Origin of the sequence: Methylocystis sp. SC2, assembly GCF_000304315.1 — a bacterium.
Lineage (GTDB): Bacteria > Pseudomonadota > Alphaproteobacteria > Rhizobiales > Beijerinckiaceae > Methylocystis.
Genome location: NC_018485.1, coordinates 3,135,694 through 3,162,383, shown reverse-complemented (window position 1 = coordinate 3,162,383; position 26,690 = coordinate 3,135,694). Strand labels below are relative to the sequence as shown.

Genomic DNA, 26,690 nt, shown 5'->3' with positions numbered 1-26,690 from the left:
GCGCGTTCATGTATGATGCGCGCCTCGCAACCGGAGCCCGCACCATGCGCCTTGTCGCCTTGCTCATCGCTCTCCTCATCGCGGCGCCCGCCCTCGCGCTCGACAAGGTGCGCTTCGCCACCGATTGGCGGGCGCAGGCCGAGCACGGCGGCTTCTATCAGGCCGTCGCCGACGGCACTTACGCGCGCTACGGACTCGACGTGACCATTCTGCAAGGCGGGCCGCAGCTCAACGCGCGGCTGCTGCTCGCCGCAGGCCGGGTCGATTTCGCGATGGGCGCGAACACCATTCAGATGTTCGAATCGGTGCAGCAGAACGTGCCGGTCGTCACCGTCGCCAGCATGTTTCAGGTCGATCCGGTGATCTTCATGTCGCATCCGGGCGTCGGCCTCGATCGTTTCGAAGATCTGCCCAAGGCGACGGCCTTCATCGCCAGCGACATGCGCGCGTCCGTCTGGCAATGGCTGACGCAGGCGTATGGCTTCAAGGATGCAAACGCCAAGCCCTATAATTTCAACTCGGCGCCTTTCCTTGCCGATAAGAGCTCGATTCAGGAGGGGATTCTCACCTCGGAGCCCTACGCCATCGAACGCCAAGGCGGCTTTACGCCTAACGTCTTTCTTTTGCATGACCACGGCTACGACGGCTATTCGACGACGATCGAGACGCGCGGCGACACGATCGCCAAGACTCCCGACCTCGTGCAGCGCTTCGTCGACGCCTCGATCGTCGGCTGGTACAATTATCTCTATGGCGATAACGCTCAGGCGAACGCCATGATCAAGCGCGACAATCCCGAGATGACCGACGGCCAGATCGCCTATTCTCTCGCCAAGATGAAAGAGCGCGGGATCGTCGACTCCGGCGACGCGCGGACCCATGGCGTCGGCGTGATCACCGACGCGCGGATGAAGAGCTTTTTCGATAAAATGGCCAAGGCCGGCGTGGTTCCCGCCGACATCGATTACACGCGCGGCTACACGCTGCGCTTCATCGGCAAGAAGGTCGGCATGGAGCTGCGGCCGAAATGACGCTCGGCGCTTCTGCGGTCGAAGAGACGCGAGTGACGGCGCCTGCGCTCGTTTCTCTACGCGCCGTCGGCAAGACATTCCCGAGCGGGCTCGTCGCCCTCGCCGACTATGATCTCGACGTGCGCGAAGGCGAGATCCTGACGCTGCTCGGGCCTTCGGGCTGCGGCAAGTCGACGGCGCTGCGGCTCATCGCAGGGCTCGCGAGCCCGACGGCGGGCGCGATCAATTGGCGCGCGCCTCAAGTGAAGAACAATATCGGCGTCGTGTTCCAGGACGCGACGCTGCTGCCTTGGGCGAGCGTCTTCGACAATGTCTTTCTGCCGCTGCGGCTTAAGGGCGTTTCGCGCGAAGAGGCGTCGCCGCGCATCGAAGAGGCGCTCGCGCATGTCGGTCTTCTCAACTTTTCGCGCGCGCTGCCGCGAGAACTCTCTGGCGGGATGAAAATGCGCTGCGCCATCGCCCGCGCCCTGGCGACGGCGCCCACGCTGATGATGATGGACGAACCTTTCGCGGCGCTTGACGAAGTGACGCGCTTCAAGCTCAACGACGATCTGCTCGCGCTCAAACGCCGGTTCGGCGCGACGATCGTCTTCGTCACCCATTCGGTGTTCGAAGCCGCCTATCTCTCGACGCGCATCGTGGTGATGTCGCGACGCGCCGGCAGACTCATCGACGAGATCGAAATCGACCCGGCGATCCCACGCGACGACGACTATCGGTCGAGCAAGAGTTTCGCCGACGTGTGCCGCCGTGCGTCGCAGGCGCTTCGCGTCTCGATCGAAGAGGCGGCGCCGTGATCCAGAAACCAAGCGCGATCCCTTGGCGCGACATCGGCGTGCCGCTCGCCGTGCTTTTCGCAGCGCTGGCGCTGTGGGAAGGACTCGTGCGCTGGAAAAACATCCCGCCCTATATTCTCCCGGCGCCAAGCGTCATCCTCGCCAAGCTGATCGAGGACCGTGAACTCCTGTTCTCGTCGCTTTTGGTGACGCTCGGCGTCACCTTCGAGGCGCTTGTCGTCGCCACCATATGCGGCGTGGCGTTGGCGCTGCTTATCGCGCAATCGAAATGGCTGGAGCGCGCGCTGCTGCCCTTCGCCATCACCTTGCAGGTCACGCCGATCATCGCCATCGCGCCCTTGCTGCTCGTGTATCTGCAGCCCGGCAATGCGGTGCTGGTCTGCGCCTTTCTCGTCGCCTTCTTTCCGATTCTTTCGAATACGTCGCTCGGACTCGCCTCCGTCGACTTCGGCTTGCGCGAGCTTTTCGACCTTTATCGCGCTTCGCCGTGGCAGAAGCTGATCTATCTGCGCCTGCCGTCGGCGCTGCCGCAATTCCTCGCCGGCCTGCGCATCGGCGGCGGACTGGCGCTCATCGGCGCCATCGTCGCGGAGCTCGCCGCGGGCGCGTCGGGTCAGGGAACCGGCCTCGCCTATCGTATCGTCGAGGCGGGCTTTCGACTCGACATTCCGCGCATGTTCGCGGCGCTGGCGCTCATCTCGCTGAGCGGGCTGGCGATCTATGGCGCGCTCGCGGCGCTCTCCTATGTTCTGCTGCGCGGCTGGCACGAGAGCGCGAGAGCGCAAGACGAATGACGCTCATCCGGGACATTCGCGAGTCGGACGCCGCGGACTGGCGCAGACTCTGGGCAGGCTATAATGATTTCTATGAAACGGCTGTGCCCGCCGACGTAACGGAACACACATTGCGCCGTCTGCTCGATCCGACATCCGCGATGATCGGACGGATCGCAGAAAAGGACGCGCGGATCGTCGGCTTTTCGGTCTCCGTGCTGCATGAAAGCAGTTGGACCTCCTCGCCTTCGTGTTACCTCGAAGACCTGTTCGTCGATCCAAATGTTCGGGGCGCAGGGCTGGGACGCGCGCTCATTCAAGACCTCATCGATCTTGGGCGCGCGCGCGGATGGGCGCGCCTCTATTGGCACACGCAAGCGAACAATGAACGCGCGCGACGCCTCTATGATTCATTCGTTGAAGCCGACACTTTCGTTCGCTACCGCCTGACGCTGTAGGGCTCATACGGACAATGCGTTTGGGTGTCATTCCCGACACGCGCGACGCGCGTGACCGGGAATTGAGAATTTTAAGAAGAACTTGAATTTTGCCCTGGTTTCCCGGTCGGACCTTCGGTCCGCCGGGAATGACATCCGCTCAGAGGCCTACTGCTCGGCGACGCCGCTCACCTCGTCGAGATGATAAACGTCGTCGCGAAAATGCACGAGGCCGTCCGCCGACGCCCAGCCCGTCATATAGACCCACGCCACAGGCACATGCTGCGTCAGCCGCACCTCCTCGCGTTCGCCCGACGCGATTTTGGCGTTGATCTCATCCTTGCTCATCTGCGGGCCGGATTCGCCGTCGAGCAGCCAGGCTGCAAGATCGACGACGCCCTGCACGCGCACGCAGCCATGCGACAGGAAGCGATAATCATTGGCGAAGAGATTTCGCGACGGCGTGTCATGCATGTAGACGGAATGGGAATTGGGCATCGAAATGCGGATCGAGCCCAGCGAATTGTCCGCGCCGGAATCCTGCCGCAGCGTGTATTGGGCGGCGCGCTCGCTCGCCCAGTTGATCGAGCGCGGATCGACCTCCTCGCCATGGCCGTTGAGCACGCGAATGTGCGAGCGCCGCAGATAGGACGGATCCTTCAGCATCTTCGGCGCGATCTCGTTCTTGATGATCGAGACCGGAACCGTCCATGTCGGATTGATGTTGACCGCGACGACCTTCGCATGCAGCTCCGGCGAATGGTGCTCGGGATCGCCGACGATCGCGGCGTAGCGGCGCACGACGCGATCTTCCTCCACCGCATCGACCGCCGTCGACGGAATGTTGACGACAATGTAGCGCGGGCCAAAGGCGAAATCGAAGGCGGTGAGCCGCTGTGCGGTGGACTCGAGCTGATGGAAGCGGGTCTCCGCCGGCACGTCGAGTTCGCGTAGCGTCGCGCCGGCGACGACGCCCGTCTGTTTCAGCCCCAGGCGATATTGAAAGCGCTTCACCGCCGCCGTGAGATCGGCGTCCCACTTCTCTTTCGCCGTGTCGACGATGCTGTCGTCTTCGGCCGCGAGGCGCCGGCGCAGCGCCGACACCGCCGGTCCCTTCGCGCCAGGCCGAAGCGAGACGCCCACTCTCGGCCATCCGCCGAGATCGACGATCTGCCGATAGCGATCCGCCGCCTTCGAGGTGGTGAAAAATGTCTGGGGCTGCAATGCGGGCGTCGGATCGTCGGACAGCGCCGTCTCGCGCGGGGGCGCGGGTTTCGGCTTCGGCTTTTTCGCGGCGGCCTGAGCTGGCGCGGGATTTGTCGCTTGCGGCGCGGCGGGCGCGGCGCTGACAGGCGGCGCGGACGTCACAGGCGCAGGTTCGGCCGGCGCCGCGGGCGCCGGCGGCGCGACGGGCGTCGGCGCCGACTGCGCGGGAGCCGGCGTCGATTCGGGCGTCGCGGTCTCCGCGCGAAGCGGCGCGCCTGTCGCAAGCATCGCCAACAGCGCCCCAATCAGGAGGCGAAGACCAGAGGCGGAAGGAGCTCTCTTCATTTTCATGCCGTGTCGGCGCGCGCAGAGCGCGCAGCGGGGGCGCCGCCGCCCGTTGTGAATCACGCGCGTCTATGCTCTAATTTCATCGCATATTCTATTGCTTTGGGGGACCCATGATTGCAAACAAAGCACTGCGCGCGCCATTGCGTGCGCATCTCGCCGCCGCCGCGCTGCTGGCGCTCGCCGCGGCGAATCCTGCCTCAGCCGAAGTGAAATACGCCGATCAGGGGGCCCGTTGGGCGCAGGCGGACCGCGACGATTTCTACAGTCTCGACCAGGGCGCGCGAATCATGCCGCTCAACTGGTTCAAGGCTCTGAGACATCCCGACGGCAAACATTTCCTCGATGATGGGCTGACGCGCTACGGCTATCTGCCGAATCCAAACAGCCCAACTCCCGGACTGCCGGTCGGCTTCCTCGCCGCCTCCGAACACGGCGCACAATTCTTCAGCATGACATGTTCCGCCTGCCATACGCGTCAGATCGACGTTAACGGCGTCTCCTGGCGGATCGATGGGGGGCCGGCGCTCAGCGACTTTCAAAGCCTTCTCGCCGACATCGACACGGCGTTCCAAAAAATTCTTTCCGACGAGGCCGCCTTCGACGCATTCGCTAAAGAGGCGCTTGGGGGCGACCCCAACGAAAACGCTCTTCGGAAACTGCGCAAGGAGGTCGAGGTCTGGTTCCAGCCCTACGACATCCTGATGCGCAAATCGCTTCCCAAGCCTGGCTGGGGCGTGGCGCGCGCCGACGCCGTATCGATGATCTTCAACCGAGTCGCCGGGCTCGACATCGGAACGACCTCGTCCCGCATCATCGAGCAGAATATCGCCCTCGCCGACGCGCCGGTGCGTTATCCGTTCCTTTGGAACGCGGCGATTCAGGATATGACGCAATGGCCAGGATTCGCCCGCAACGGCGACGACATTCTTGGTCTGGCGAGAAACGTGGGCGAGGTCTACGGCGTCTTCGGAATCTACAGACCGACGCCGCTCACGCTCCCAATGCCGCAACTCGTCCAATTCAATTCTTCCCGACTCCCCAAACTCATCAACTTCCTCAATGATTCCTCGCTCAATTATCCGGGCCTCATGCGTCTCGAAACGTTGATCCAGCAGATCGGTCCGCCGAAATGGCCGTGGAGTCTCGATCCGAAACTCGTGGCGCAAGGCGAGGAAATTTTCAATCGCGATCCCTCGCAGGGCGGCTGCGCGACGGGCTGTCACGCAGTCACGAAAGGAACGCCCCGCCTGTGTAACGTCAACACGTGGAAAACGCCGCTTCAGGATGTCGGAACGGACGTCCGTGAATACAATGTGCTCGGCCGCGAGGCGGACACCGGCGTGCTCAACGGCGCGGCGATCCCCTTTATCCCCGGGATCGACACGCCGCTGAAACCAAGAGACAAGATCATCAGCATTCTCGGCCTCTCGGTAATTGGATCGATCGTCGAAGCGCCGCTCCATTTCGGTCTCGACGTGTTCAAGCCCATCGTTGAACAGTGCATCCCCGAGTCACGAGAAGCCAGGACGGAGACCGCCGCCAGTCTCATTACCGCCAAGCTCTCGACGGACCTGGAGAACCTCTATAAGAAGCCCAGCGCCACGCAGCCTTCGATCGTCTTCGAGTCGCGGGTGATGCAAGGCATCTGGGCGGCGGCGCCTTATCTGCACAATGGCTCGGTGCCGACTCTCGCCGATCTCTTGAAAAAGCCCGCCGACCGTCCGGCCACCTTCAAGGTCGGCCCGGCCTATGACATTGAGAACGTCGGCTTGGCGAGGGAACAGGGCGCATTCAGCTCGACCTACAACGCCGACGATTGCGCGAAACGCGATTCCGGCAACAGCCGCTGCGGCCATGACTTCGGAACTTCGCTTTCGGACGTCGAAAAGAGGGCGCTTCTCGAATATCTGAAGAGCCTCTAGCGCGAAGGCCGCGCGTGACGATCGCAGCAATACAGGGGGGGACGCGCGTCCCCCTTGCCTTTTCTCGCGCCGCCCCGCATACCGCGCCGCAACGCGCAATCGAAAAAACCGGGACGGATATGGGGTTCAAATGTGGCATCGTCGGCCTGCCCAACGTCGGCAAGTCGACCCTCTTCAACGCCCTCACGCAGACCGCCGCGGCGCAGGCCGCGAACTATCCCTTCTGCACGATCGAGCCGAATGTCGGCGAAGTCGCCGTTCCGGACCCGAGGCTTGAGGAATTGGCCAGGATCGCGGGTTCGAAGGAAATCATTCCGACGCGCCTGACCTTCGTTGACATCGCCGGCCTCGTGCGCGGCGCCTCCAAAGGCGAAGGGCTCGGCAACCAGTTTCTCGCCAATATCCGCGAATGCGACGCCATCGCCCATGTCGTGCGCTGTTTCGAGGACGGCGACGTGACCCATGTCGAAGGCGGCGTCGATCCGATCCGCGACATCGAGACGATCGAGACGGAGCTGATGCTGGCCGATCTCGACAGCCTCGAAAAGCGCGTCGTCGCCATGGAGAAGAAGGCCAAGGGCGGCGACAAGGAGGCGAAGGAACTCGCCGATCTGATGAACCGCTGCCTTGTCCTGCTGCGCGAGGGCAAGCCCGCGCGTCTCGCCAAGGTGAGCGCGGAGGAACGCGCCGCCTTCGCCGGTCTCGGGCTCCTCTCGTCGAAGCCCGTGCTTTATGTCTGCAATGTCGAAGAAGCGTCGGCGTCCGAAGGCAACGCCCAATCGGCGAAAGTCGCTGTTCGCGCCGCCGAGGAAGGCGCGGCCGCGGTGGTCGTCTCCGCGAAAATCGAAAGCGAGATCGCGGTGCTGCCGGCCGCCGAGCAGAAGGATTATCTCGAAGCGGTCGGCCTCGCCGAGCCCGGGCTCAATCGCGTCATCCGCGCCGGCTACGACCTTCTGCATCTCATCACCTATTTCACCGTCGGCCCGAAGGAGGCGCGCGCCTGGACCATCGAGAAAGGCGTGCGCGCGCCGGCCGCGGCGGGCGTGATCCACACGGACTTCGAGAAAGGCTTCATTCGCGCCGAGACGATCGCCTATGGCGATTATGTGTCGAACAAGGGCGAGGCGGGCGCGCGCGACGCCGGGCGCTTAAGGCTGGAAGGCAAGGAATATGTGGTCGCCGACGGCGACGTGATGCATTTCAGGTTTAATACGTGACCAAGCGGGTAGTTTCCTAATTCGACTTCTCGAAATTTTATCGCGGCACATTCCAACGCAATGTTGTCCAAGCCCTTTCGAGAGGTGGCGGGACTGATTTGTTCATATTATCCAGCCCTCGTACTATAATATACATACCTGCAGACACCGATAATAGCAACGGTGATGATGTCGAATTTGCCGATGCAATAGTAGAAAATATCGTTGTATAAAATATAGCAGCTACACCAACCATGACCTCCACGCCTCCATATAAAAATGGATATTTGGTCCGCGCTCCATATAGCGCGATACCTGTTATTATAAACACAACACACATAATATATTTATTTGCATTGATGCCGTTCAAAACAATAATCCCCAAAATTCCAAGAGCGGCTACAGCAAATATTAATAGCAAAAGTGCTATGGATAGCACACTTATGAAAAAAAGGTTCCGACAGAAACCTACAAATAAGCCGACATTCTCATCGTTGTCAACTGTACTATTATTGTCATCGCAATCATCATCCTCAACATACGGCCAGCGCGGTAGTCCTAAGTGGCGACCATAATCATCAGGAAGTTCGACATTTAAACTAATATTGCCGAAATACTTAAAAAGTATAGCTAAGATCGCAAATATAATCAACATTGACAAGGTAATATAAATTACATTAAGCATCATGCTTTGTATCATGTATAGCATATCGCCGCCTCTAACACAGGATGCTATGGATAGATGCTTTTTGCCTCGGCCACGATCGCGGCTCTCACTGCATCAAGCGACGGCCATTCGTGCAAGCGCGGGTCGCTTTTGGAAGCCATCACAATGCATGAAAACCGCTTTTCCAAAATCGAAAGCGAACTGGCTGTTTTGCGCTGGATGGTGGGCTTCGTCATCGCGCTCCTGTTGGCGGTGGTGCTGAAGCTCTTTTTTCACTGACCGCCTCGCACGCCGCCTCACCCCTTCGACAGATTATCGATGCGCTTGTTCAGCTCGTCGAGCTGGCGCTTCAGGTCGGCGACGTCGCCGGCTTCCTTGCTGGCGCCGCCGGCCTCATGCTCGTCGAGCGACGGGGCCGTGGTCATCATGCCTTCCGTCGGCACGCCGAAGGGATTGAACATGGTCAGCGCCTGGCGGAACACGGCCATGTTCTTGCGCGCCTGCTCTTCGAGCGACTGAAAAGCGGCGCGCGTCGGCTCGGCGAACGGCGCGCCCCCGACGCCGAGCGCCGAGGTGAATTGGTCGCGGAATCTTTGCTGCTCTTTCGTCAGCTTGTCGATCGAGAATTCGAGATAGCTCGGCACCAGCATCTGCATAGAGTCGCCGTAGAAGCGGATGAGCTGGCGCAGGAAGGCGATCGGCAGCAGGCTCTGGCCCTCCTTGCCCTCCTGCTCGAAGATGATCTGGGCCAGCACCGGGCGCGTGATGTCATCGCCGGTTTTTGCATCGCACACGACGAAATCCTCGCCGCGCTTCACCATCCCGGCAAGGTCCTCAAGCGTCACATATGTGCTCGTTCCGGTGTCATAGAGCCGACGATTGGCGTATTTCTTGATCGTGGTGGGTTTTTTCTCAGTCGCCATACGCCTGACACGCTCCCTCGCCGCACGGCCGCCGCCCGCCTAAAAACAGTCCTCTAGCGTCGGACGATACGCGCAAATTGGCGCCTGCGGCAATATTTTCATGCCGAAAGCCTTTCGCTACCGCTCGATTCCGTGCAAAACGGGCCGCGGCTTGCCCACCGCAAGCGCGAAAGGACCAACATTTCGCCCCCTGACCGGCTAAGGCGGTCGGGCGGTTGGACTATTTTGCAAGGAGAGCGACAGATGACCGATATCGTGATCGTTTCCGCGGCGCGCACCGCCGTCGGATCGTTCAACGGAGCCTTTGGAGCGGTTCCGGCCCACGAGCTCGGCGCCGTCGCCATCAAGGCCGCTCTCGAGCGCGCCAACATCCAGGCCAATGAGGTCAACGAGGTCATTCTCGGACAGGTGCTCGACTCCGCGCAGGGCCAGAATCCGGCGCGTCAGGCGGCGATCAAGGCCGGCGTTCCGGACAGCGCCACGGCCTTCGGGATTAATCAGGTCTGCGGCTCGGGCCTGCGCGCCGTGGCGCTCGCCGCCCAGCAGATCCAGGCGGGCGACGCCAGCATCATCGTCGCCGGCGGTCAGGAGTCGATGTCGCTCGCGCCGCATGCGTCGCAGCTGCGCACGGGCACCAAGATGGGCGACGTCAAATTCGTCGACACCATGATCATTGACGGGCTCACCGACGCCTTCAACAATTATCACATGGGCGTCACCGCCGAGAACGTCGCCCGACAGTGGCAGATCACCCGCGAGCAGCAGGACGAATTCGCCGTCAAGTCGCAGAACAAGGCCGAGGCGGCGCAGAAGGCCGGCAAGTTCAAGGACGAAATCGTCCCCTATACGATCTCGACCAAGAAGGGCGACGTCGTCGTCGACTCGGACGAATATATCAAGCATGGCGTGACGATGGAGGGCGTCGGCAAGCTGCGCCCGGCCTTCGCCAAGGACGGCACGGTGACGGCGGCGAACGCCTCCGGCCTCAACGACGGCGCCGCGGCGCTCATCGTGATGAGCGCCGAAGAAGCGAAGAAGCGCGGCCTGACGCCGCTGGCGCGCATCGCCTCCTGGGCGACCGCCGGCGTCGATCCGTCGGTGATGGGCTCCGGGCCGATCCCCGCGTCGCGCAAAGCGCTGGAGAAGGCCGGCTGGAAAGTCGCCGACCTCGATCTCGTCGAGGCGAACGAAGCCTTCGCGGCGCAGGCGCTCGCGGTCAACAAGGACATGGGCTGGGATCCCGCCATCGTGAACGTCAATGGCGGCGCGATCGCCATCGGCCATCCGATCGGCGCCTCCGGCGCGCGCGTGCTCACGACGCTGCTGCATGAGATGGCGCGTCGCGGCTCCAAGAAGGGCCTCGCGACGCTCTGCATCGGCGGCGGCATGGGCATCGCGCTGACGGTGGAGCGTTAAGAGCGGCAGTTGGCAGTCGTGGAGAGGCAGTCGGAGTTCGTTTATTCCGACTGCCGACTGCCTATTGCCGACTGCCGTTTCAAACGATCAACAATTCTGGAGGAGACTCTTTAAATGGCAAGAACTGCAGTTGTGACAGGCGGCACGCGCGGCATCGGCGAAGCGATTTCCAAGGCGCTGAAGGCGGCGGGCTACACTGTCGCGGCGACTTACGCCGGCAATGACGAAGCCGCCAATAAATTCAAGGCGGAGACGGGCATTCCGGTCTTTAAGTTCGACGTTTCCGACTATGACGCCTGCGCCGCCGGAATCGCGCAGATCGAGAAAGAGATCGGCCCGGTCGACATTCTCGTCAACAACGCCGGCATCACCAAGGACCGTCTGTTCCACAAGATGGAGCTTGCCCAGTGGCAGGCGGTGATCAACACCAATCTCAATTCGCTGTTCAACGTCACGCGCCCGGTCATCAACGGCATGCGCGATCGCGGCTTCGGCCGCATCATCGTCATCTCGTCGATCAACGGCCAGAAGGGCCAGGCCGGCCAGACCAATTATTCCGCCTCCAAGGCCGGCGACATCGGCTTCGTGAAGGCGCTGGCGCAGGAGAGCGCCTCTAAGGGCATCACCGTCAACGCCATCGCGCCGGGCTATATCGCGACCGAAATGGTGAAGGCCGTTCCGCAGGACGTGCTCGACAAGCACATCATTCCCTATATCGCGGTCGGCCGTCTCGGCGAGCCGGAGGAGATCGCGCGCGCCGTCGTATTTCTCGCCGCCGACGACGCCGGCTTCATCACCGGCTCGACGCTGACGATCAACGGCGGCCAATATCTGACCTAAGCGGACGCTGTTTCGGATAGAGAGAGGCCGGCGACTACCGCGCCGGTCCTTTTTCCGCCTCGACGGCGAAGCGCTATGCCGCGCAGAGCGAGATGGCCATGAGCGTAGAGGACGATCGACTTCGACCGACGCGTCTCGCGCCCGAGCTGCGATTGAGCGAGATTGTCTCGCCGGTCGGCGGCCATCGGCCTTTGCACGCGAACGCTGGGCCGCAGCGCGCGGCCAATTCAATAAAATTCATCTCTCAGCGTAGCGGATATTTTGCGCTGATTTTGAACGCCGCTTTTTTTGCGTACATTGCTTACTGGCTCTATCAGAACATAGAATTCGCCCATTTGTCGCAGGAGCTGAAGCAGATCCCCTCAAGCGCGATTCTGATCGCAATGACGATGAATATGTTCGTCTTGCTGTTCTATGGGTCGCGCCTGTCGACGCTGCTTGGCGGCGGACTCTTTTCCGGTTTTCTGATCGCGACGATGGGATTCACCTTCAACAGCTTAGTTCCGTTCAGGGCTGGCGAAGGCGTGAAAATCTATTTTGGACATTCCTATTATCATTATGCGATCGGCGGCATCAGCGCCGCGGTCCTGCTGGAAAAGCTCTACGACGTTACGGCGATCGTCATTTTGTCATTGCTGATTCTGGCCAGCTCGGATTCGCGCATCATCGATCCGCGCCTGTTGATCGCAGCCGCCGCGACCCTTTCGATCGTTTTTTGCGGCATGTTCGTCTTCCGGCGGAAAGTGGTCGTCTGGCGCCTTCCGGAGTGGCGCATCCTGGACGCCTTGCGGCTGGACGCATTTTTCAAACAGGCGGGAGGTTTGGTCGCCCATCATCGCGCCGCGAGAACGGCCTTCTTCACGGCCTCGATATGGACGACTAATGTCTGCCTAGTCTACGTCGCCTTTCGAACGCTGCTCCCCGAAATCGATTTCACCTTCATCCACGCGATGACCTTATTGATGATCGGCGCGCTCGCGGTCGCCGTTCCGGCGAGCCCCGCCGGCCTGGGGCTGTTCGAGGCCGGCATCGTCGCCTATCTCGTCAACGGCTACGGCGTTCAGAAGGAACGCGCCATTTCCGCGGCCTTGGCGTATCATTTCTCGATCACCGCGCCCCACACGCTGATCATCGTCGGCTTTCTGGGCGTGGCGCTCTTCCGGTTTTTGAAGGAGCGTTCGACGCGCGAAGGCGCGGCATCGAGTTCCGCGCAGGCGCAAGATTCCGCTTCGACGCTCACCTGACGGCGCTCCCGCGTGCGCCGGCGCACGGCATGCGGGCGGCGCCTCTTCTACAACGCGCTCATCGAGACACCGAACGCCGAGCGCAAGAAAATGAAACGCCAGACTTCCAAGATCGCCCAGATCGCTTTCGCCGCCGCCGTCATCGGCGCCGCCGTCGCCCCGCAGGCCGCCGCCGCGCGCGAATTCGTTCACTATCACTCCGAACTCGATCCCGGCTCGATCGTCGTCAGCGAGCATGAGCGCAAGCTCTATCTCATCGTCGATCAGGACGACGCCATCGCCTACAAGGTCGCGGTGCCGAAGGCCGGCAAGGAATGGAGCGGCGTCGTGCAGATCAACGCCAAATTCGTCGAGCCGGACTGGACGCCGCCGGAAGACGTCAAGCACGATCATCCGGAGCTGCCGGAGGTGATCCCCGGCGGCGCGTCGAATAACCCGATGGGCGCCCGCGCCATGACGCTCAGCGAGGGTCAGGTCGCGATCCACGGCACGACGCAGAAGATGCGCAAGTCGATCGGCTCCGCCGCCTCCTATGGCTGCATCCGCATGCTCAACGAGGACGTCGTCGATCTTTACGACCGCGTCGCCGTCGGCGCGACCGTGGTGGTCGAGCCGTAATGCAACCGCAATGATGCGCCAGGGCTGTCGCAATGGTCGAGGTTGGCGCCCTATGATTTGAACGCGCCGTTCGATTTTGGACGCCGATAAGGGTCAGCCTTCACGATGATCCTAGATCGAGGTCGCAGCGCCGGCCGCCTCGGCGAGGCGCCGCTCGAGTTCGGCGATCCGCGCCCTAAGCGGCGCCGTCATCGCGCGCACTTCGTCGAGCGTGTAGCGTTCGGTAATGTGCTGCGGGCAATTCCAGTCGAACCCCTCGACCTTGATCAGGAAGCCGCGTTCGACGCGGGCGCGGTAGTCCGGGGTTTCAAGCAAAGACAAGGTCGAATCATCGTCGAGACCGACGACCTTCGCGCGCCCGAAGAGCTTTAGCCGCGTCTTGTTTGGATAGTCCATGAAGAACAGCGACACGCGATCGTCGTTCGCGAGGTTGCCGAGACTGATGTATTGCCGGTTGCCGCGGAAATCCGCAAAGCCGATCGTGGAGTCGTTCAGCACGCGCATGAATCCTGTCGGACCGCCGCGATGCTGGATGTAGGGCCAGCCGGTCTCGCCGGTCGTCGCCATGTAGAACGAATTTCGCGCGGCGATGAATTGAGCCTCCGCCTGGCCGAGCAGATGGTTCCTGGTCTCCGGCGCTTTTTCCATGCGCGCGTATGCGTTGCGGCTGCCAAATTGCTCCTGCGCCTCCTTCACCGTCGGGGTGAAGGCGATCTCGGCGTAACGATGCGGCATTGCGTTCTCCTGCAGGCCTAGACTCGCGCCTTAAAAGTCCGAGGCCCGAGAGGCAGGGATGATGGCGGGTCGCGGAGCAGACTTCGCCGCGCCGCGCCTCCGCGCCACGCTCCACAGTCTCTACCTTCCCGAAATTAAAGCCAATGGCCATCCGGCGGAGGCGCTTTAGGCATAGCGTCCGATGATTTGTTCATCTGGCTGGGCGCGGTTTTTGGAACTATAAGCCGCCCCGCGCCCGATGGTCGGCGGCTGATCGCCGCTACTCTTGCGGCAGCGGAATGAACTCCGCGTCGCCCGGCACTGTGGGGAACTTCCCGTCCCGCCAGTCGCGCTTCGCCTGTTCGATCCGCTCCTGGCTGGAAGAGACGAGGTTCCACCAGACGAAGCGGCGCCCGTCGACCGGCGCGCCGCCGAGCAGCATCATCCGCGCATCGGAAAGCGCGCGGATCGTGATCGCGGCGCCGGGGCTGAAGATCAGCAATTGCGGCTCGTCGAAACGTTCGCCGGCGATCTCGATGGCGCCCGCGACGAGATAGAGCGCGCGCTGCTCATAGTCGGCGTCGAGCGGCGCCGAAGCGCCGGCCGAGAGACGCAGCTCGACATAGAACCAATCCGACAGGGTCTCCACCGGCGATTTGGCTCCGAACGCGGCGCCGGCGATGACGTGCGCGAACAGGCCTCGATCCTCAATGGCGGGAAGAACGGCGGCGCTAAAATGCTGGAAGCTCGGCGCGGTCTCTTCATGCGCCAGCGGCAAGGCCAGCCAGCTTTGCACGCCCAGCATCCGCTGCCCCGCCGCGCGCGGTCCCGGCGGCGTGCGCTCGGAATGAACGATGCCGCGCCCGGCGGTCATCAAATTCATTGCGCCAGGCGCGATCTCCTGCACATTCGCCAAACTGTCGCGATGCAGAATGCGCCCGTCGAAAAGATAGGTGACGGTCGCGAGGCCGATATGGGGATGCGGACGCACGTCGATCCCCTGCCCCGGCGCAAATCGAACTGGGCCGAAATGATCATAGAAGACGAACGGCCCGACCATCTGGCGCCTGTCGTCGGGCAAGGCGCGCCTGACGCTGAAGCCGCCGAGATCGCGCGTGCGCGGCGCAATCCGCAACTCAATTGTTCCTGCCGCCGGGCCGTCGCCTGCAAGTATGGACATTTCGAGGCCCTGTCTCGCGCATAGGCGTTGCGCAGTAGCTAACGCCGCCCGTCGACGAATCAAGCGCCCAGTTACGCGCTGCGGCGCTTGCCCTTCATGACGCATCCGACGTTCGCCGCCTGTCGCACCCGCTTGCTATTCGCGCAACGCGGCGGCGGATTGGCGTCGAGACTCGTCGCCTGCGGCACCGAGGTCGGCGCGCGCTTCAAGCCGCTGGCGCTCGAATAGAGGCTGAAGGACATGGCGAGAGCCGCGGCGACCAGGAATATGAACATTCGCATTTCATCACTCCCCTTTTGACAATGAGAAAGCAGATCACGACCCTCATCCGAAGCGAGCTGGTTTGCTGTGCTCTCGCGCACAAGCGAGCGCCGGCCGCACTTGACGGCGCGAATAAACGGGCATATACACATATTATGCCTTCGCTAAACCAAGCCGACGTCAGGCTCTGCGCGCAAAGCTGCGCGGCCGCGAATATCCGCCGCGCCAGCCGCGCCATCACGCGGCTCTATGGGCAGTTTATGGCGACGACGGGTCTGGAGCCGACGCAATATTCGCTGCTCGTCGCCTGCTCTCTCACCGGAGGCGCGACGGTCAGCAAACTGGCCGAATATTTCGCGCTTGATCGCAGCGCGCTTGCGCGAAACCTCGCGGTTTTGGAGAAGCGCGGACTTGTGAAAGTGAAGCATGGCGAGGACCGCCGCACGCGCAAGATCGCGCTGACGGCGTTCGGCGAGGCGACTCTCGCCAACGCCATGCCGCATTGGCGCGAGGCGCAGAATGCAGTGGAGTCAAAATTCGGCGCCGAACGCCTCCAAAAGCTTCTCTCCGAACTGCGCGTCCTGATGGAGGCGACCTCGCCAATCTAAGGTGAACGGCGCCGAGACGATCGCCGCGCTAAAAGGGGTATATGCAACGATGGTAGATCACAGCCTCTCCTTCGCACGCGACGCCACAGTTCTCGATGCGAACGCGCTCCGCGAGATTGCTCTTGAGGCCGGCGCCGACGACGTCGGCCTTGTCTCGCTCGACGATCCGACGCTTGACGATCAGCGGGGCGACATTCTCGCGGCCTTTCCCTTCGCCCGCACGCTCATCTCCTTCGTCCTCCGCATGAACCGCGAGAACATCCGCAGTCCCGCGCGATCCGCCGCCAATCTCGAATTCCATCATGCAGCCGATGATTGCGACGAAGTCGCGCGCGCGATCGCCCGCTCCCTCGAAGCGCGCGGCGTGCGCGCCGCTTATCCGTCGATGGGATTTCCAATGGAGGCGTCACGGTGGCCGGACAAGATGTGGATCCTCTCGCACAAGCCCGTCGCCGTCGCCGCGGGTCTCGGGCGCATGGGACTCCATCGCAATGTGATCCATCCGAAGTTCGGCAATTTCATTCTGCTTGGCACGGTCGCCGTCGACATCGACCTTGAGGCGCACGCGAAGCCGCTCGACGTCAATCCGTGCTTCGAATGCAAGCTCTGCGTCGCCGCCTGTCCGACGGGCGCCATCGCGCCGGACGGCCATTTCGATTTCGCCGCCTGCTACACGCATAATTATCGCGAGTTCATGGGCGGTTTCGGCGAGTGGGTGGAGACGATCGCGGATTCAAAAAGCGCGCGCGCCTATCGCGCGAACGTCGGCGACGCCGAGACCGTCTCAATGTGGCAGAGCCTCGCCTTCGGTCCGAACTATAAGGCGGCCTATTGCATGGCCGTCTGTCCGGCGGGCGCCGATGTGATCGGGGCCTATCAGGCGGATAAGAAGCGTTATCTTCAGGAGATCGTCGATCCGCTGCAGAAGAAAGCCGAGACGGTCTATGTCATCGCTGACTCCGACGCCGAAGCTTATGTGGCGCGCCGGTTTCCGGGCAAGACGCCGAAACGCGTGGGCGCGACGCCGCGTCCCGTGACGATCGAGGGCTTCCTTTCCGGCCTGCGACTGCGCTTTCAGCGCAGCAAGTCGACCGGTCTCGACGCCGTCTACCACTTCATCTTCACCGGCGCGGACCGTCGCAGCGCCACCATCGTCATCGCCAACAAAACGCTCAGCGTCGACGACGGGCGTGTCGGCGACAAGCGACTGACCGTGACCGCCGACTCCGAAACCTGGCTGCGCTTCGTGCGCAAGGAGACGAGCCTCGTCTGGGCGCTGCTGCGCGGCAAGATCAGGCTGCGCGGCGATCCGCGCCTGCTGCTGGCCTTCGGGCGCTGCTTTCCAGGCTGAGCCCGCTACCCCGCATTCGCCTTCGCCGTATGCGCCGCGACGATGTCGCGCGCCTGCTTGCCGACGACTTCCGCGAGATGGTCGAAGCGCGCCTGGTAAAACCCCGCCCCCGCCGTCGCCGAGCGCAGTTCGACGATGAGATTGTCCATCTCCGCCTCCGGAATCAGCGTTTCGAGCTTGTCCCAGCCTTCCCACCCCTCGCGCGGACCGAAGCCCATGATCTGGCCGCGGCGCGCCGAGACGATGCCGGTCGCCCGCGACATGGCGTCGCTCGGCACGAAAATATCGACCGCGAGCACCGGCTCCAACAGGATCGGTTCGGCCTTTTCCAGAGCTTCGCTCATGCCGATGCGCGCCGCGGTGCGGAACGCCATGTCGGACGAATCGACGGAATGGTACGAGCCGTCGGTCAGCACCGCCTCGACGTCGACCACCGGGAAGCCTAACGGGCCGTGCAGCAAGGCGTCCTGACAGCCGGCCTCGACGGAAGAGAAATATTGCTTCGGCACCGCGCCGCCATGCACGCGCTCGCTGAAGTCGAATCCTTCGCCGCGGCCGCGCGGCGCGATCTCCATCACCACATCGCCGAACTGGCCATGTCCGCCCGACTGCTTCTTGTGCCGGCCGCGGACGGTGACCTTATGACGGATCGTTTCGCGATAGGCGACCGTCGGCTTTGAGCAGTCGACCGCGACGTTGAAGCGCGCGGCGAGACGTTCGAGCGCGACGCGCAAATGCATCTCTCCCTGGCCGAAGAGCTTGATCTGCGACAGTTCCTGATCATGGACAAAAACGAGCGAAGGATCCTCTTCGATGAGCTTCGCCATCGCCGCGGCGAGGCGCATCTCGTCCTTGCGGTCCTTCACATTGAGCGCGAGGGCGTGCACCGGATCGGGAGCTTCCGCGCGCGTCTTCTGCAGATCCGCCGCGCCAGAGCGCGCATCGGCGACGATCGTGTCGCCGGTCTGCGCGTGATCCAGGCGCCCAAGAGCGACGACGTCTCCGGTCTTCGCCTCGGTCGTCTTGCTCGTCGCCGCGCCCATCAAATGCGACATGCCCGAAATGCGATCCTCTCCCTGCGGCGAAGCGACGACCTGCCCGTCCGCAAGGGAGCCGCGCAGCACGCGCGCGACCGACATTTTTCCGCCGTGCGGCGTGTGGATCGTACGGATGATGCGCGCCAGCGCGGGGCCGCTCTCGCCAACGCCAAGCCGCACCCGGGTCGCTTCGACTCCCGGCGCCTCGTGACGCATCGCCTTCAACAGCCGCGTCACCCCGGCGCCGCGTTCGGCCGAGCCGATGAACAAAGGCACGACCAGTCCGGCGCGCAATTCCTTGGTGAGGTCGTCGAACACCTGATCGCGCGGCGGCTCGATATCGGAAATCAGCTCCTCCATCAGCGCATCGTCGTAGTCGGCGAGCCGTTCGAGCATCGAATAGCGGGCTTCCTTCTCGGTCGCGACGTCGCCCCCGGAAATGTCGACGACTTCCGACGGCGCATGCTCGCGATAGACATAGGCGCGCTCCAGCGCGAGATCGATGAAGCCGACCGCGACGCCATTGTTCCAGATCGGAACCTGGCGCAGCAGCAGCGGCGTGCGCGAGGCCTGCTGCAGAATGGCGAGCGCTTCGCGCACATCGATGGTCGCGGCGTCGATCTTGTTCAGGAAAATGAAATGCGGCACGCCGAGCTCTTCGAGCTGGCGCAAAATGAGCTGCAACGCCGGTATCTTGCGGGGGTCGGCCTCGCAGACGACGACGGCGGCGTCGACCGTCGGCAGGATATTGCGCGAGTCATGGGCGAATTCGACGGATCCTGGCAGATCGACGAATGTGTAGCCGTCGCCCATATAGTCGACCGTCGCGACATTGGACTCGACGCTCATCTGATGGGCGCGGGCTTCCGGACTGGAGTCGCCGACGCTGGCGCCTGCCGTGACGGGGCCTTGCCGCGGGATCGCGCCGACGTGGGCCAGTATAGCCTCGAGAAGAGTGGTCTTGCCGCATTGAAAAGGGCCCGCCAGCGCAATCAGCCGGGGGCCCTGGGCTCTCGCCTCGTGAGAATGCGCTCCTTGGGACGACGCTTGGGACGACGTTTGGCCCATCACTCCCTCCTTATCTATCGGAGCCTGGTTTCGTCCGGCCCCGTTAGCTCATGGTTTCACCATGCGGCCGCCAGCGCAAGACGCCCATCCGCGCCCGGCGCTTCCACGCTCGCGGAAAGCGCGATAGAAGGCGCAACCCATACGACAACGGAGCTATTATGCGCCCCAGCAAACGCGCGCCCGACGAGATGCGCCAGGTGAGTTTCGAGCGAGGCGTCGCCCGCTACGCCGAGGGCTCCTGCCTCGTAAAATTCGGCAATACGCAGGTGCTCTGCGCGGCGTCGCTCGAGGACAAGCCGCCGCCGTGGCTCCGCGGCCAGGGCCGAGGCTGGGTGACGGCGGAATATTCCATGCTGCCGCGCGCCACCCACACGCGCACGCGTCGCGAGGCCGCCGCCGGCAGGCTCTCGGGACGCACGCAGGAAATTCAGCGCCTCATCGGACGTTCGCTGCGCGCCGTCACCAATCTGCCGGCGCTTGGCGAGCGGCAGATCGTCGTGGACTGCGACGTCATCCAGGCAGACGGCGGCACGCGCACGGCGTCGATCACCGGCGCCTGGCTGGCGCTGCATGATTGCCTTGATTGGATGCGTTCGCGCTCCATCATCAAGGAAAGCCCGCTGCGCGATCATGTCGCCGCGGTGTCCTGCGGCATCTTCAACGCAACCCCGGTGATCGACCTCGATTACGCCGAAGACTCAACCGCGGCGACCGACGCCAATTTCGTCCTCACCGGGTCGGGCGGCCTCGTTGAAATTCAGGCGACCGCCGAAGTCGCGGTTTTTTCCCAAGAGGAGTTGTCGGCCATGCTGGCGCTCGCCCAGCAGGGAGTCGCCGATCTCGTCGCGCTGCAGAAAGCGGCGCTCGCGTGAGCGAATTCTTCCGCGTCAGCAGCAGGAAGACCTCGATCTGATTTGAAGAGACGGCGCGGCTCAAGCCGCATGGAAACTCGTCACGCGCCGCGCGCCCCGCATCGATCGCCGGGCGCGCTTTGCTTTCAGCGCCGCTTACGCCGGCGATGGCGGATTGATCGGCTGAGGATCAGTTTCCAACAGCGCATAAAGCAAATGGTCGCGCCACTGGCCGTTGATGTTGAGATAGGAGCGCGCATAGCCCTCCTGCTTGAAACCGACGCGCTCCAGCAGGCGCTTCGAGGGCTCGTTCGTCGGCAGGCACGCCGCCTCGATGCGATGGAATCCGCGCTTCTCGAAAGCATAGGCGCAAGCGGCGCGCGCGGCGCGGGTCATGTGGCCCTTGCCTGCATAGGGTTCGCCCATCCAATAGCCGAGCGTCGCCGCCTGCGACACGCCCCGCCGGACATGGCCGAAGGAGAGGCCGCCCATCAGCGCGTCGTCCTCCTCACGGAAGATGAAGAAAGAATAGGCCTCGTCGCGGGCCATTTCCTCGGCGTGGCGGCGCACGCGATAGCGAAAGCTCGCCCGTGTGAGATCGTCGATCGGCCAGAGCGGCTCCCAGGGCGTCAGGAAGGAGCGGCTTTTTTCGCGCAGCTCGGCCCATTCCATGTAATCACGCATTTCGGACGCGCGCAGATAAAGACCGTCGCCTCTTATCGGCAGGTCGCGCCGCCCGATTACGCTGAAGATCGCCATCGTGCTCCTTGCCAAACCTTGTCAGTTCTTCGCCGCCCGAGCGTGCGACGAGATGAATTCGGCGACTCGCGCGCCGTCATTTTCAAGAATCGTGAATCGTTCCGGCGCGTCAAGCCGCGCCGCAATATTTTCGGGCGGCTGCGGACGCAGTCCGATGGCGCGCTCGATGGCGTCGGGAAACTTCGCCGGATGCGCGGTCGAAAGCGCGACGACAGGGGTCGATGGATCCTTCGCGAGCCGCGCGCGCGCCGCGCTGACGCCGGTCGCCGTATGCGGATCGAGCACATAGCCGGTCTCGCGCCAGGTGCGGCGAATCTCCGCCGTCGTCTCGGTCTCGCCGACGGACTCGGCATCGAATTCGGCGCGAATGGCGGCGAGCGCCGCAGCCGGAATCTCGAAGGCGCCGGATTGATCGAGCGAGGCGAAAGCGGCGCGGACCGCCGCCGGATCGCGCCCCGTCGCATCAAACAATAGGCGCTCGAAATTGGATGAAACCTGAATATCCATCGAAGGCGACTGAGTCGGCGTGACGCCGCGCGGCTCATAACGCCCGCTTGCGAGCGCGCGCGCAAGGATGTCGTTGGCGTTGGTCGCGACGATCAGTCTCTCGATCGGCAGACCCATTCGCTTGGCGACATAGCCGGCCAGCACGTCGCCGAAATTGCCCGTCGGCACGGCGAAGGAAATATGCCGATGCGGCGCGCCGAGAGCGACCGCGCTCGTGAAATAATAGACGGTCTGCGCGACGACGCGCGCCCAGTTGATCGAATTGACCCCGGCGAGTCCGACGCGCGCCCGAAAGTCGGCGGCGCGAAACAGCCGTTTCAGAATCGCCTGCGCATCGTCAAACGAGCCCTGCAGCGCGATGGTGTGAACATTGGCGTCGGCGACCGTGGTCATCTGCTTGCGCTGCACGTCGGACACCCGGCCGTGCGGGAACAGGATGAAGACGTCGACGCGCTCCAATCCCTTGAACGCCTCGATCGCCGCGGCGCCGGTGTCGCCGGACGTCGCGCCGACGATGGTGGCGCGCAGATTTCGCTCTTCGAGCACATGATTCATCATGCGCCCGAGGAGCTGCATCGCCAGATCCTTGAAGGCGAGCGTCGGCCCGTGAAACAGTTCGAGCACGAAGAGATTGTCGGCGATCTGCGTCAGCGGCGCGATCGCGCGGTGACGAAATCCGCTATAGGCGCTCACTGTCTGGTATCGCAAAATCTCACGCGAAAACGTCTCGCTGAGATAAGGCGCGATCAGCTGCGCCGTCGCTTCGGCATAGGGCCGGCCCGCGAGCGCGGCGATGTCGGACGGCGCCACACGCGGATAGGCGAGCGGCGTATAAAGCCCGCCGTCAGTCGCAAGACCGGCGAGGAGAACGTCGTCGAAGCCAAGCTGCGCGGCCTCGCCGCGGGTTGAGAGATAGCGCAACCGTCAATCCATGGATGGAAGAGCGCGCGCCGCGCGCGCGTGTCAGTGCGCTTTTCATAGCATATTCGACAGCGCCGCAAGCCCGAGGTCGCTAGATGCGCTCATGCGCAAGAACGCCGCGTGCGTAGATCCCAAAAACGACGAGAAGCGCGACCGACAGGCCGAACCACGTCACGGCGTAGGAGAAGTGATTATTGACGATGGTTGGAACGCCCCCCACTGGGCGCGGCCAATCCGACCCCGCTGCGGGAGCCGCGTCGAGGACGAGCGCAAAAGGCGCAGCGTCGGCTACCCCGAGAGCGCCGGCGATCGCCGTGGGATCGCGCGCGAAGAAGACGCCCTTCTCGGGCTGGTCGGCTGGCGTGAAGGAGTTGCGGCGCTCCGGCGCGCGCAGCAATCCGACGAGCGTCGCTTCGCCGGATGGGGCGGCGCGCACGCCGGCGTCGCCGGCTTTTGACGCCGGAAGAAATCCGCGGTCGACCAGCACGACGCCGCCGCCCGCCAGCGCGAACGGCGTGAGCAGCCCATAGCCCGGCTCCCGGCTCGCGCCGTCCGACGGCGGGGCGAAGACGAGCGCGTCGCGGCCGCCGATAAAACTGCCCGTCGCGCGCACATGCATGAAGTCGTAATCTTCGGCGCGAAGGCTCGCCCATCGCTCAGGCGGCGGAACCGGCTGCGGCGCCTCTTTGGAGCGCTGCTCGATGCGCGCGATCAGCGCCTCTTTCTCGCCGAGCCGCCGCACCTGCCAAAACCCCAGACTGACCAGCAGCGCAAAGAGCAGCGTCGTCGCAACCGCCGGCCCCAGAAGCGCGCGGACGGCGGCGCTCACGGCTGATGGCGGCTTTCTTCAGCCTTGTTGAAATATTGCAAGGCGATCAGCAGACCTTTCGTCGGCCGCAGCAGCCCAATGCAGAGAACGGCCGACAGGGGCGCGAGGATCGCGGCATGCACCCAATAGGACGGCTGATATGTCACCTCGACGTACCACAGCACCGCGATCGCGACGAAGCCGACGACGGTCATGACGACGATCGCCGGACCGTCGCCCGCGTCGGCAAAAGCGAAGTCCAGCCCGCAAACCTCGCAGCGTGGCGCAACCGTCAGCAGCCCGCGGATCATATGGCCCTTACCGCAGCGCGGACATCTGCCGAGGATTCCGTCGACATAAAGCGAAACGGGCGGATAGACGTGCTCTTGGGACATGTTGGTCCTCCAACGAAAACGGTCACGGGCGCGCCCGTGACCGTCCAATGTTCAAAGGGCGTCGGCGCGCCTATTCCATCGTCCCGCCCCAGTTCCCCCACACGTAAATGCAGGCGAACAGAAACAGCCAGACGACGTCGACGAAGTGCCAATACCAGGCGGCGAATTCGAAGCCCAGATGCTGGTCCGGCGTGAAGGCGCCCTTGAAGACGCGCAGCAGGCAAACGATCAGGAAGATCGTGCCGACGATCACGTGGAAACCGTGAAAGCCGGTCGCCATGAAGAAAGTCGAGCCGTAATTCGTCGCCGCCGGCTTCGCCGGATCGAAGGCGAAGGCGAAGGGCGCGTGGAGATATTCATAGGCCTGGATCGCCGTGAACAGCAGGCCGAGAGCGATCGTCGCGATCAAGCCCTTCTTCAACACGTCGCGCTTGTTTTCCAGAAGGCCGTGATGGGCCCAGGTCAGAGTCGCGCCGGAGCTGAGCAGAATGAGCGTATTGAGCAGCGGCAGTTTCCAGGGGCTCAGCACTTCAACGCCCTTGGGCGGCCAGACGCCCTGGAACAATTCGGTGCGCAGGACCTGAGCCGCATCGGCCGGGAAAAGCGCCGAATTGAAGAACGCCCAGAACCAGGCGACGAAGAACATCACCTCCGAGAAGATGAACAGGATCATGCCGTAGCGATGATGCAGCCGCACGACCGGCGAGTGGAATCCGCCGACGCTCGCTTCGTGGATGATGTCGCTCCACCACGCGTACATCACGAGCAGAATGCCGCCCATGCCGACGAAGAACATGGCGCCGCCGAAGGTCATGCCGCCGATCGGCGCGCCCTTGTGCTGCGCCATCCACATCACCGCGCCGATCGCCGTGATGAGCGCGGCGAGCGCGCCCACGATCGGCCACGGACTCGGATCGACCAGATGATAGTCGTGTTCGGGTTTCGCGTGTCCGTCCGCCATCTTGCTCTTCCTTGTCATCGGCCGGCGGTACCGGCCAGTCCCCTAGTTTGCCGCGCGGTCAAGTCGCGCGGCGCCGTCAACCCTTCGGCTTTGCGGTCGCCGTCTCGCTCGTCTTCGCCGCGGTGGAATCCTTGATCGCGAAGAACGTGTAGGACAGCGTGATCTCGCGAACGCCGCGCATGCCTTCTTCGCGCTCGAGAGCGGGATCGAGATAGAACACCACCGGCCATTCTTCGGCCTCATGCGGGCCGAGCCGCTTCTCCTCGAAGCAGAAGCAGGCGACCTTGACGAAGAAGGCCCCGGCCTGGCCGGGCGTCACATTGTAGGCCGCCTGGCCGCTGGTCTCGCGATCGGAAAGATTGGCGACCTTGTAATAGACGGTTTTCGTCTCGCCGGTGCGCAAGGAGATCTTGGCGACCTCGGGCTCGAAGCGCCACGGCAGATCGCGGGCGACATTGGCGTCGAAACGCACGGTGAGCACGCGCTCGCCGGGGGACGGCGCGCCGGCCAGATCCGTCCTCGGCGTGCCGCCAAAGCCGGTCGCTGCGCAAAAGGCGCGGTAAAGCGGAGCCGATGCGAAAGACAGGCCGAGCATCGCGGCCGCGCCCCCGACCAGCGCCGCCGCGATCATCCGCGGGCGTTTGCGTGAACGAGGCGCCGGCGCGTTCATCATCAGATCGTCCGATTGACGATGGCCGCGCCAAACTTCACCAGCGTGACGGCGTAGAACAGCGCGGCCAGGAGCGCGATCGTCACGCCGATCGCGACGTTGCGCGCGCGGCGGCTGCGCGCCTGCTCTTCGGTCAGCACGATCCCGGGCCGATCGAACAGGCTGGCGCCCTTTTTCATCTTGTCTCCCGCATCGGTCATTTCGTTCACCATCCGCTTGGCCGCCTAGATCAGCGCAAAGATATGCGCCGTCTGCTCGACGACGAGGACCAGGAACAGCAGGAAGAGATAGAGGATGGAGAACAAAAACATCCGGCGGGCGGCCAGACGGGCCGCGTCGCCTTCGCGCTGCGTGAAGACCGCCGCAGCGCCGCCGACGAGCGCGATCCCGCAGCCGATTGAGACGACGCCGTAGGCGAGCGAGGCGAAACCCAGCAGCCAAGGCGCGACGCCGAGCGGCGCGAGCGCCAGCGCATAGATCAGAATTTCAAGACGCGTGCGGTCTTCGCCGGCGACATTGGGCAGCATCGGCACGCCGGCGCGGGCGTAGTCCTCGCTTCTCAGCAATGCAAGCGACCAGAAATGCGGCGGCGTCCAAATGAAGATGATCGCAAAGAGCACGACGCTCGCGAGATTGATCTCGCCGGTCGCGGCGGCGAAACCGACCATCGGCGGCAGCGCGCCGGCGGCGCCGCCGATGACGATGTTCATCGGCGTCCAGCGCTTCAGCAACATCGTATAGATTACGACATAGAAGAAAATGGTGAAGGCGAGCAGCGCGGCGGCGAACCAGTTCGCGACATAGCCGAGCGTGAAGACCGACAGCGTCGCCAGCACGAGACCAAAGCCAAGCGCCGCCTCGGGATCGAGCCGTCCGGCCGGGATCGGGCGCTTGCGCGTGCGCGTCATCAGCGCGTCGACGTCGGCGTCGTACCACATATTGAGCGCGCCTGAGGCGCCGGCGCCGACGGCGATCGCCAGGAGCGAGGCGAAGCCGATCAGCGGATGCGGCGGCGTCGGCGCGAGCAACAGGCCGGCGAGCGCGGTGAACACCACGAGCGACATCACGCGCGGCTTAAGCAGCGCGAAATAGTCGGATGGCGACGCGACCGAGATGCGCGGAGCCGGTTCATCGTGCAGATAGGATGCGTCGCTCATGGCGTTTCACTCAGAACCTTGGCC

The 26,690-nt window shown here is 63.4% G+C and carries 29 protein-coding genes; 14 read left to right on the top strand and 15 right to left on the bottom strand.

Features of this window, described 5'->3' with window-relative positions; translation table 11 throughout:
* Positions 1-8 precede the first annotated feature (8 nt).
* From BN69_RS15330 to BN69_RS15315, 4 genes are read left to right on the top strand one after another with little or no spacing between them, the layout of a single operon-like run.
* Complete coding sequence (locus BN69_RS15330) at positions 9-1,031, top strand: ABC transporter substrate-binding protein (RefSeq protein WP_014892553.1); 1,023 nt, start codon at positions 9-11, stop codon at positions 1,029-1,031.
* On the top strand, positions 1,028-1,828 hold the full coding sequence (locus BN69_RS15325; protein ID WP_014892552.1) for an ABC transporter ATP-binding protein: 801 nt from the start codon (positions 1,028-1,030) through the stop codon (positions 1,826-1,828). The genes BN69_RS15330 and BN69_RS15325 overlap by 4 nt, the downstream gene beginning before the upstream one ends.
* A complete protein-coding gene (locus BN69_RS15320; protein ID WP_014892551.1) occupies positions 1,825-2,622 on the top strand; it encodes an ABC transporter permease in 798 nt (265 codons plus the stop codon). Before BN69_RS15325 ends, BN69_RS15320 begins: the two co-directional genes overlap by 4 nt.
* Positions 2,619-3,059, top strand: a complete 441-nt coding sequence (locus tag BN69_RS15315) for a GNAT family N-acetyltransferase (protein ID WP_014892550.1) — start codon at positions 2,619-2,621, stop codon at positions 3,057-3,059. The genes BN69_RS15320 and BN69_RS15315 overlap by 4 nt, the downstream gene beginning before the upstream one ends.
* 147 nt (positions 3,060-3,206) lie before the next feature.
* On the opposite strand, the gene BN69_RS15310 is transcribed toward BN69_RS15315, so the two are convergent.
* Positions 3,207-4,589, bottom strand: a complete 1,383-nt coding sequence (locus BN69_RS15310) for a L,D-transpeptidase family protein (RefSeq protein ID WP_244434973.1) — start codon at positions 4,587-4,589, stop codon at positions 3,207-3,209.
* A gap of 113 nt (positions 4,590-4,702) precedes the next feature.
* Here BN69_RS15310 and BN69_RS15305 point away from each other — a divergent pair, with 113 nt between their 5' ends.
* Together BN69_RS15305 and ychF are read left to right on the top strand one after the other, a co-directional pair.
* Positions 4,703-6,514, top strand: a complete 1,812-nt coding sequence (locus BN69_RS15305) for a di-heme-cytochrome C peroxidase (protein ID WP_014892548.1) — start codon at positions 4,703-4,705, stop codon at positions 6,512-6,514.
* A 119-nt stretch (positions 6,515-6,633) separates the two neighbouring features.
* Positions 6,634-7,731 (top strand): redox-regulated ATPase YchF, encoded by a 1,098-nt coding sequence (ychF, locus tag BN69_RS15300; RefSeq protein WP_014892547.1) that lies wholly within the window; start codon positions 6,634-6,636, stop codon positions 7,729-7,731.
* Positions 7,732-7,768: 37 nt separating this feature from the next.
* Here ychF and BN69_RS19315 read toward each other — a convergent pair whose 3' ends face one another.
* Positions 7,769-8,398: a hypothetical protein gene (locus BN69_RS19315; RefSeq protein WP_148277143.1), complete on the bottom strand. Its 630-nt coding sequence runs from the start codon at positions 8,396-8,398 to the stop codon at positions 7,769-7,771.
* A gap of 54 nt (positions 8,399-8,452) precedes the next feature.
* Between BN69_RS19315 and BN69_RS15295 the strand changes: the two genes are divergently transcribed.
* The gene (locus BN69_RS15295; protein WP_041927002.1) at positions 8,453-8,656 is read left to right on the top strand and encodes a hypothetical protein; all 204 of its coding nucleotides are present in this window, start codon (positions 8,453-8,455) and stop codon (positions 8,654-8,656) included.
* 17 nt (positions 8,657-8,673) lie between these two features.
* Here the strand turns inward: BN69_RS15295 and phaR are convergent, their stop codons facing one another.
* Positions 8,674-9,300 (bottom strand): polyhydroxyalkanoate synthesis repressor PhaR, encoded by a 627-nt coding sequence (gene phaR / locus BN69_RS15290; RefSeq protein WP_014892546.1) that lies wholly within the window; start codon positions 9,298-9,300, stop codon positions 8,674-8,676.
* Between the two features lie 243 nt (positions 9,301-9,543).
* Between phaR and BN69_RS15285 the strand changes: the two genes are divergently transcribed.
* The 4 genes from BN69_RS15285 (at position 9,544) to BN69_RS15270 (ending at position 13,418) form a co-directional block, all read left to right on the top strand.
* Positions 9,544-10,716, top strand: a complete 1,173-nt coding sequence (locus BN69_RS15285; protein ID WP_014892545.1) for an acetyl-CoA C-acetyltransferase — start codon at positions 9,544-9,546, stop codon at positions 10,714-10,716.
* A gap of 114 nt (positions 10,717-10,830) precedes the next feature.
* The gene (phbB, locus tag BN69_RS15280; protein ID WP_014892544.1) at positions 10,831-11,556 is read left to right on the top strand and encodes an acetoacetyl-CoA reductase; all 726 of its coding nucleotides are present in this window, start codon (positions 10,831-10,833) and stop codon (positions 11,554-11,556) included.
* Positions 11,557-11,654: 98 nt separating this feature from the next.
* Positions 11,655-12,800: a lysylphosphatidylglycerol synthase transmembrane domain-containing protein gene (locus BN69_RS15275; RefSeq protein WP_244434972.1), complete on the top strand. Its 1,146-nt coding sequence runs from the start codon at positions 11,655-11,657 to the stop codon at positions 12,798-12,800.
* A 12-nt stretch (positions 12,801-12,812) separates the two neighbouring features.
* On the top strand, positions 12,813-13,418 hold the full coding sequence (locus BN69_RS15270; protein ID WP_014892542.1) for a L,D-transpeptidase: 606 nt from the start codon (positions 12,813-12,815) through the stop codon (positions 13,416-13,418).
* Between the two features lie 111 nt (positions 13,419-13,529).
* On the opposite strand, the gene BN69_RS15265 is transcribed toward BN69_RS15270, so the two are convergent.
* The 3 genes from BN69_RS15265 to BN69_RS15255 form a co-directional block, all read right to left on the bottom strand.
* Positions 13,530-14,153: a pyridoxamine 5'-phosphate oxidase family protein gene (locus BN69_RS15265; protein WP_014892541.1), complete on the bottom strand. Its 624-nt coding sequence runs from the start codon at positions 14,151-14,153 to the stop codon at positions 13,530-13,532.
* 259 nt (positions 14,154-14,412) lie between these two features.
* A complete protein-coding gene (locus BN69_RS15260; protein WP_014892540.1) occupies positions 14,413-15,312 on the bottom strand; it encodes a pirin family protein in 900 nt (299 codons plus the stop codon).
* 71 nt (positions 15,313-15,383) lie between these two features.
* Positions 15,384-15,593, bottom strand: coding sequence for a hypothetical protein (locus BN69_RS15255; protein ID WP_148277142.1), 210 nt, complete (start codon positions 15,591-15,593; stop codon positions 15,384-15,386).
* Positions 15,594-15,728: 135 nt separating this feature from the next.
* Between BN69_RS15255 and BN69_RS15250 the strand changes: the two genes are divergently transcribed.
* Positions 15,729-16,181, top strand: coding sequence for a MarR family winged helix-turn-helix transcriptional regulator (locus BN69_RS15250; RefSeq protein WP_014892538.1), 453 nt, complete (start codon positions 15,729-15,731; stop codon positions 16,179-16,181).
* Between the two features lie 49 nt (positions 16,182-16,230).
* Positions 16,231-17,532: an SCP2 sterol-binding domain-containing protein gene (locus BN69_RS15245; RefSeq protein ID WP_014892537.1), complete on the top strand. Its 1,302-nt coding sequence runs from the start codon at positions 16,231-16,233 to the stop codon at positions 17,530-17,532.
* Positions 17,533-17,537: 5 nt separating this feature from the next.
* On the opposite strand, the gene BN69_RS15240 is transcribed toward BN69_RS15245, so the two are convergent.
* Positions 17,538-19,637 (bottom strand): elongation factor G, encoded by a 2,100-nt coding sequence (locus BN69_RS15240; RefSeq protein WP_014892536.1) that lies wholly within the window; start codon positions 19,635-19,637, stop codon positions 17,538-17,540.
* A gap of 158 nt (positions 19,638-19,795) precedes the next feature.
* Here BN69_RS15240 and rph point away from each other — a divergent pair, with 158 nt between their 5' ends.
* Positions 19,796-20,509, top strand: coding sequence for a ribonuclease PH (rph, locus tag BN69_RS15235; RefSeq protein ID WP_041927001.1), 714 nt, complete (start codon positions 19,796-19,798; stop codon positions 20,507-20,509).
* A gap of 135 nt (positions 20,510-20,644) precedes the next feature.
* On the opposite strand, the gene BN69_RS15230 is transcribed toward rph, so the two are convergent.
* The 8 genes from BN69_RS15230 to BN69_RS15195 all read right to left on the bottom strand — a co-directional run bounded on the left by BN69_RS15230 (position 20,645) and on the right by BN69_RS15195 (position 26,666).
* Positions 20,645-21,247 carry a GNAT family N-acetyltransferase gene (locus BN69_RS15230; protein ID WP_014892534.1) on the bottom strand — a complete coding sequence of 201 codons (603 nt, stop codon included), beginning with the start codon at positions 21,245-21,247 and terminating at the stop codon, positions 20,645-20,647.
* 21 nt (positions 21,248-21,268) lie between these two features.
* Positions 21,269-22,675: a threonine synthase gene (thrC, locus tag BN69_RS15225; protein ID WP_014892533.1), complete on the bottom strand. Its 1,407-nt coding sequence runs from the start codon at positions 22,673-22,675 to the stop codon at positions 21,269-21,271.
* Positions 22,676-22,766: 91 nt separating this feature from the next.
* The gene (locus tag BN69_RS15220; protein WP_014892532.1) at positions 22,767-23,504 is read right to left on the bottom strand and encodes an SURF1 family protein; all 738 of its coding nucleotides are present in this window, start codon (positions 23,502-23,504) and stop codon (positions 22,767-22,769) included.
* A complete protein-coding gene (locus tag BN69_RS15215) occupies positions 23,501-23,878 on the bottom strand; it encodes a DUF983 domain-containing protein (RefSeq protein ID WP_014892531.1) in 378 nt (125 codons plus the stop codon). Before BN69_RS15215 ends, BN69_RS15220 begins: the two co-directional genes overlap by 4 nt.
* A 70-nt stretch (positions 23,879-23,948) precedes the next feature.
* Entirely contained in the window at positions 23,949-24,839 is an 891-nt protein-coding gene (locus BN69_RS15210) for a cytochrome c oxidase subunit 3 (protein ID WP_014892530.1), read from the bottom strand.
* Between the two features lie 76 nt (positions 24,840-24,915).
* Positions 24,916-25,512: a cytochrome c oxidase assembly protein gene (locus BN69_RS15205; protein WP_041927000.1), complete on the bottom strand. Its 597-nt coding sequence runs from the start codon at positions 25,510-25,512 to the stop codon at positions 24,916-24,918.
* Positions 25,512-25,721: a hypothetical protein gene (locus BN69_RS15200; RefSeq protein WP_014892528.1), complete on the bottom strand. Its 210-nt coding sequence runs from the start codon at positions 25,719-25,721 to the stop codon at positions 25,512-25,514. The genes BN69_RS15205 and BN69_RS15200 overlap by 1 nt, the downstream gene beginning before the upstream one ends.
* A gap of 12 nt (positions 25,722-25,733) precedes the next feature.
* Positions 25,734-26,666, bottom strand: a complete 933-nt coding sequence (locus BN69_RS15195; protein WP_014892527.1) for a heme o synthase — start codon at positions 26,664-26,666, stop codon at positions 25,734-25,736.
* Positions 26,667-26,690 lie beyond the last annotated feature (24 nt).

Bases quoted from the DNA above. Each gene is read 5' to 3' on its own strand.
- BN69_RS15330 (WP_014892553.1), top strand. From the start codon at position 9: ATGTATGATGCGCGCCTCGCAACCGGAGCCCGCACCATGCGCCTTGTC.
- BN69_RS15325 (WP_014892552.1), top strand. From the start codon at position 1,028: ATGACGCTCGGCGCTTCTGCGGTCGAAGAGACGCGAGTGACGGCGCCT.
- BN69_RS15315 (WP_014892550.1), top strand. From the start codon at position 2,619: ATGACGCTCATCCGGGACATTCGCGAGTCGGACGCCGCGGACTGGCGC.
- BN69_RS15310 (WP_244434973.1), bottom strand. From the start codon at position 4,589: ATGAAGAGAGCTCCTTCCGCCTCTGGTCTTCGCCTCCTGATTGGGGCG.
- BN69_RS15305 (WP_014892548.1), top strand. From the start codon at position 4,703: ATGATTGCAAACAAAGCACTGCGCGCGCCATTGCGTGCGCATCTCGCC.
- ychF (WP_014892547.1), top strand. From the start codon at position 6,634: ATGGGGTTCAAATGTGGCATCGTCGGCCTGCCCAACGTCGGCAAGTCG.
- BN69_RS19315 (WP_148277143.1), bottom strand. From the start codon at position 8,398: ATGATGCTTAATGTAATTTATATTACCTTGTCAATGTTGATTATATTT.
- BN69_RS15295 (WP_041927002.1), top strand. From the start codon at position 8,453: ATGCTTTTTGCCTCGGCCACGATCGCGGCTCTCACTGCATCAAGCGAC.
- phaR (WP_014892546.1), bottom strand. From the start codon at position 9,300: ATGGCGACTGAGAAAAAACCCACCACGATCAAGAAATACGCCAATCGT.
- BN69_RS15285 (WP_014892545.1), top strand. From the start codon at position 9,544: ATGACCGATATCGTGATCGTTTCCGCGGCGCGCACCGCCGTCGGATCG.
- phbB (WP_014892544.1), top strand. From the start codon at position 10,831: ATGGCAAGAACTGCAGTTGTGACAGGCGGCACGCGCGGCATCGGCGAA.
- BN69_RS15275 (WP_244434972.1), top strand. From the start codon at position 11,655: ATGAGCGTAGAGGACGATCGACTTCGACCGACGCGTCTCGCGCCCGAG.
- BN69_RS15265 (WP_014892541.1), bottom strand. From the start codon at position 14,153: ATGCCGCATCGTTACGCCGAGATCGCCTTCACCCCGACGGTGAAGGAG.
- BN69_RS15260 (WP_014892540.1), bottom strand. From the start codon at position 15,312: ATGTCCATACTTGCAGGCGACGGCCCGGCGGCAGGAACAATTGAGTTG.
- BN69_RS15255 (WP_148277142.1), bottom strand. From the start codon at position 15,593: ATGCGAATGTTCATATTCCTGGTCGCCGCGGCTCTCGCCATGTCCTTC.
- BN69_RS15250 (WP_014892538.1), top strand. From the start codon at position 15,729: ATGCCTTCGCTAAACCAAGCCGACGTCAGGCTCTGCGCGCAAAGCTGC.
- BN69_RS15245 (WP_014892537.1), top strand. From the start codon at position 16,231: ATGGTAGATCACAGCCTCTCCTTCGCACGCGACGCCACAGTTCTCGAT.
- BN69_RS15240 (WP_014892536.1), bottom strand. From the start codon at position 19,637: ATGGGCCAAACGTCGTCCCAAGCGTCGTCCCAAGGAGCGCATTCTCAC.
- rph (WP_041927001.1), top strand. From the start codon at position 19,796: ATGCGCCCCAGCAAACGCGCGCCCGACGAGATGCGCCAGGTGAGTTTC.
- BN69_RS15230 (WP_014892534.1), bottom strand. From the start codon at position 21,247: ATGGCGATCTTCAGCGTAATCGGGCGGCGCGACCTGCCGATAAGAGGC.
- BN69_RS15215 (WP_014892531.1), bottom strand. From the start codon at position 23,878: ATGTCCCAAGAGCACGTCTATCCGCCCGTTTCGCTTTATGTCGACGGA.
- BN69_RS15210 (WP_014892530.1), bottom strand. From the start codon at position 24,839: ATGGCGGACGGACACGCGAAACCCGAACACGACTATCATCTGGTCGAT.
- BN69_RS15205 (WP_041927000.1), bottom strand. From the start codon at position 25,512: ATGATGAACGCGCCGGCGCCTCGTTCACGCAAACGCCCGCGGATGATC.
- BN69_RS15200 (WP_014892528.1), bottom strand. From the start codon at position 25,721: ATGGTGAACGAAATGACCGATGCGGGAGACAAGATGAAAAAGGGCGCC.
- BN69_RS15195 (WP_014892527.1), bottom strand. From the start codon at position 26,666: ATGAGCGACGCATCCTATCTGCACGATGAACCGGCTCCGCGCATCTCG.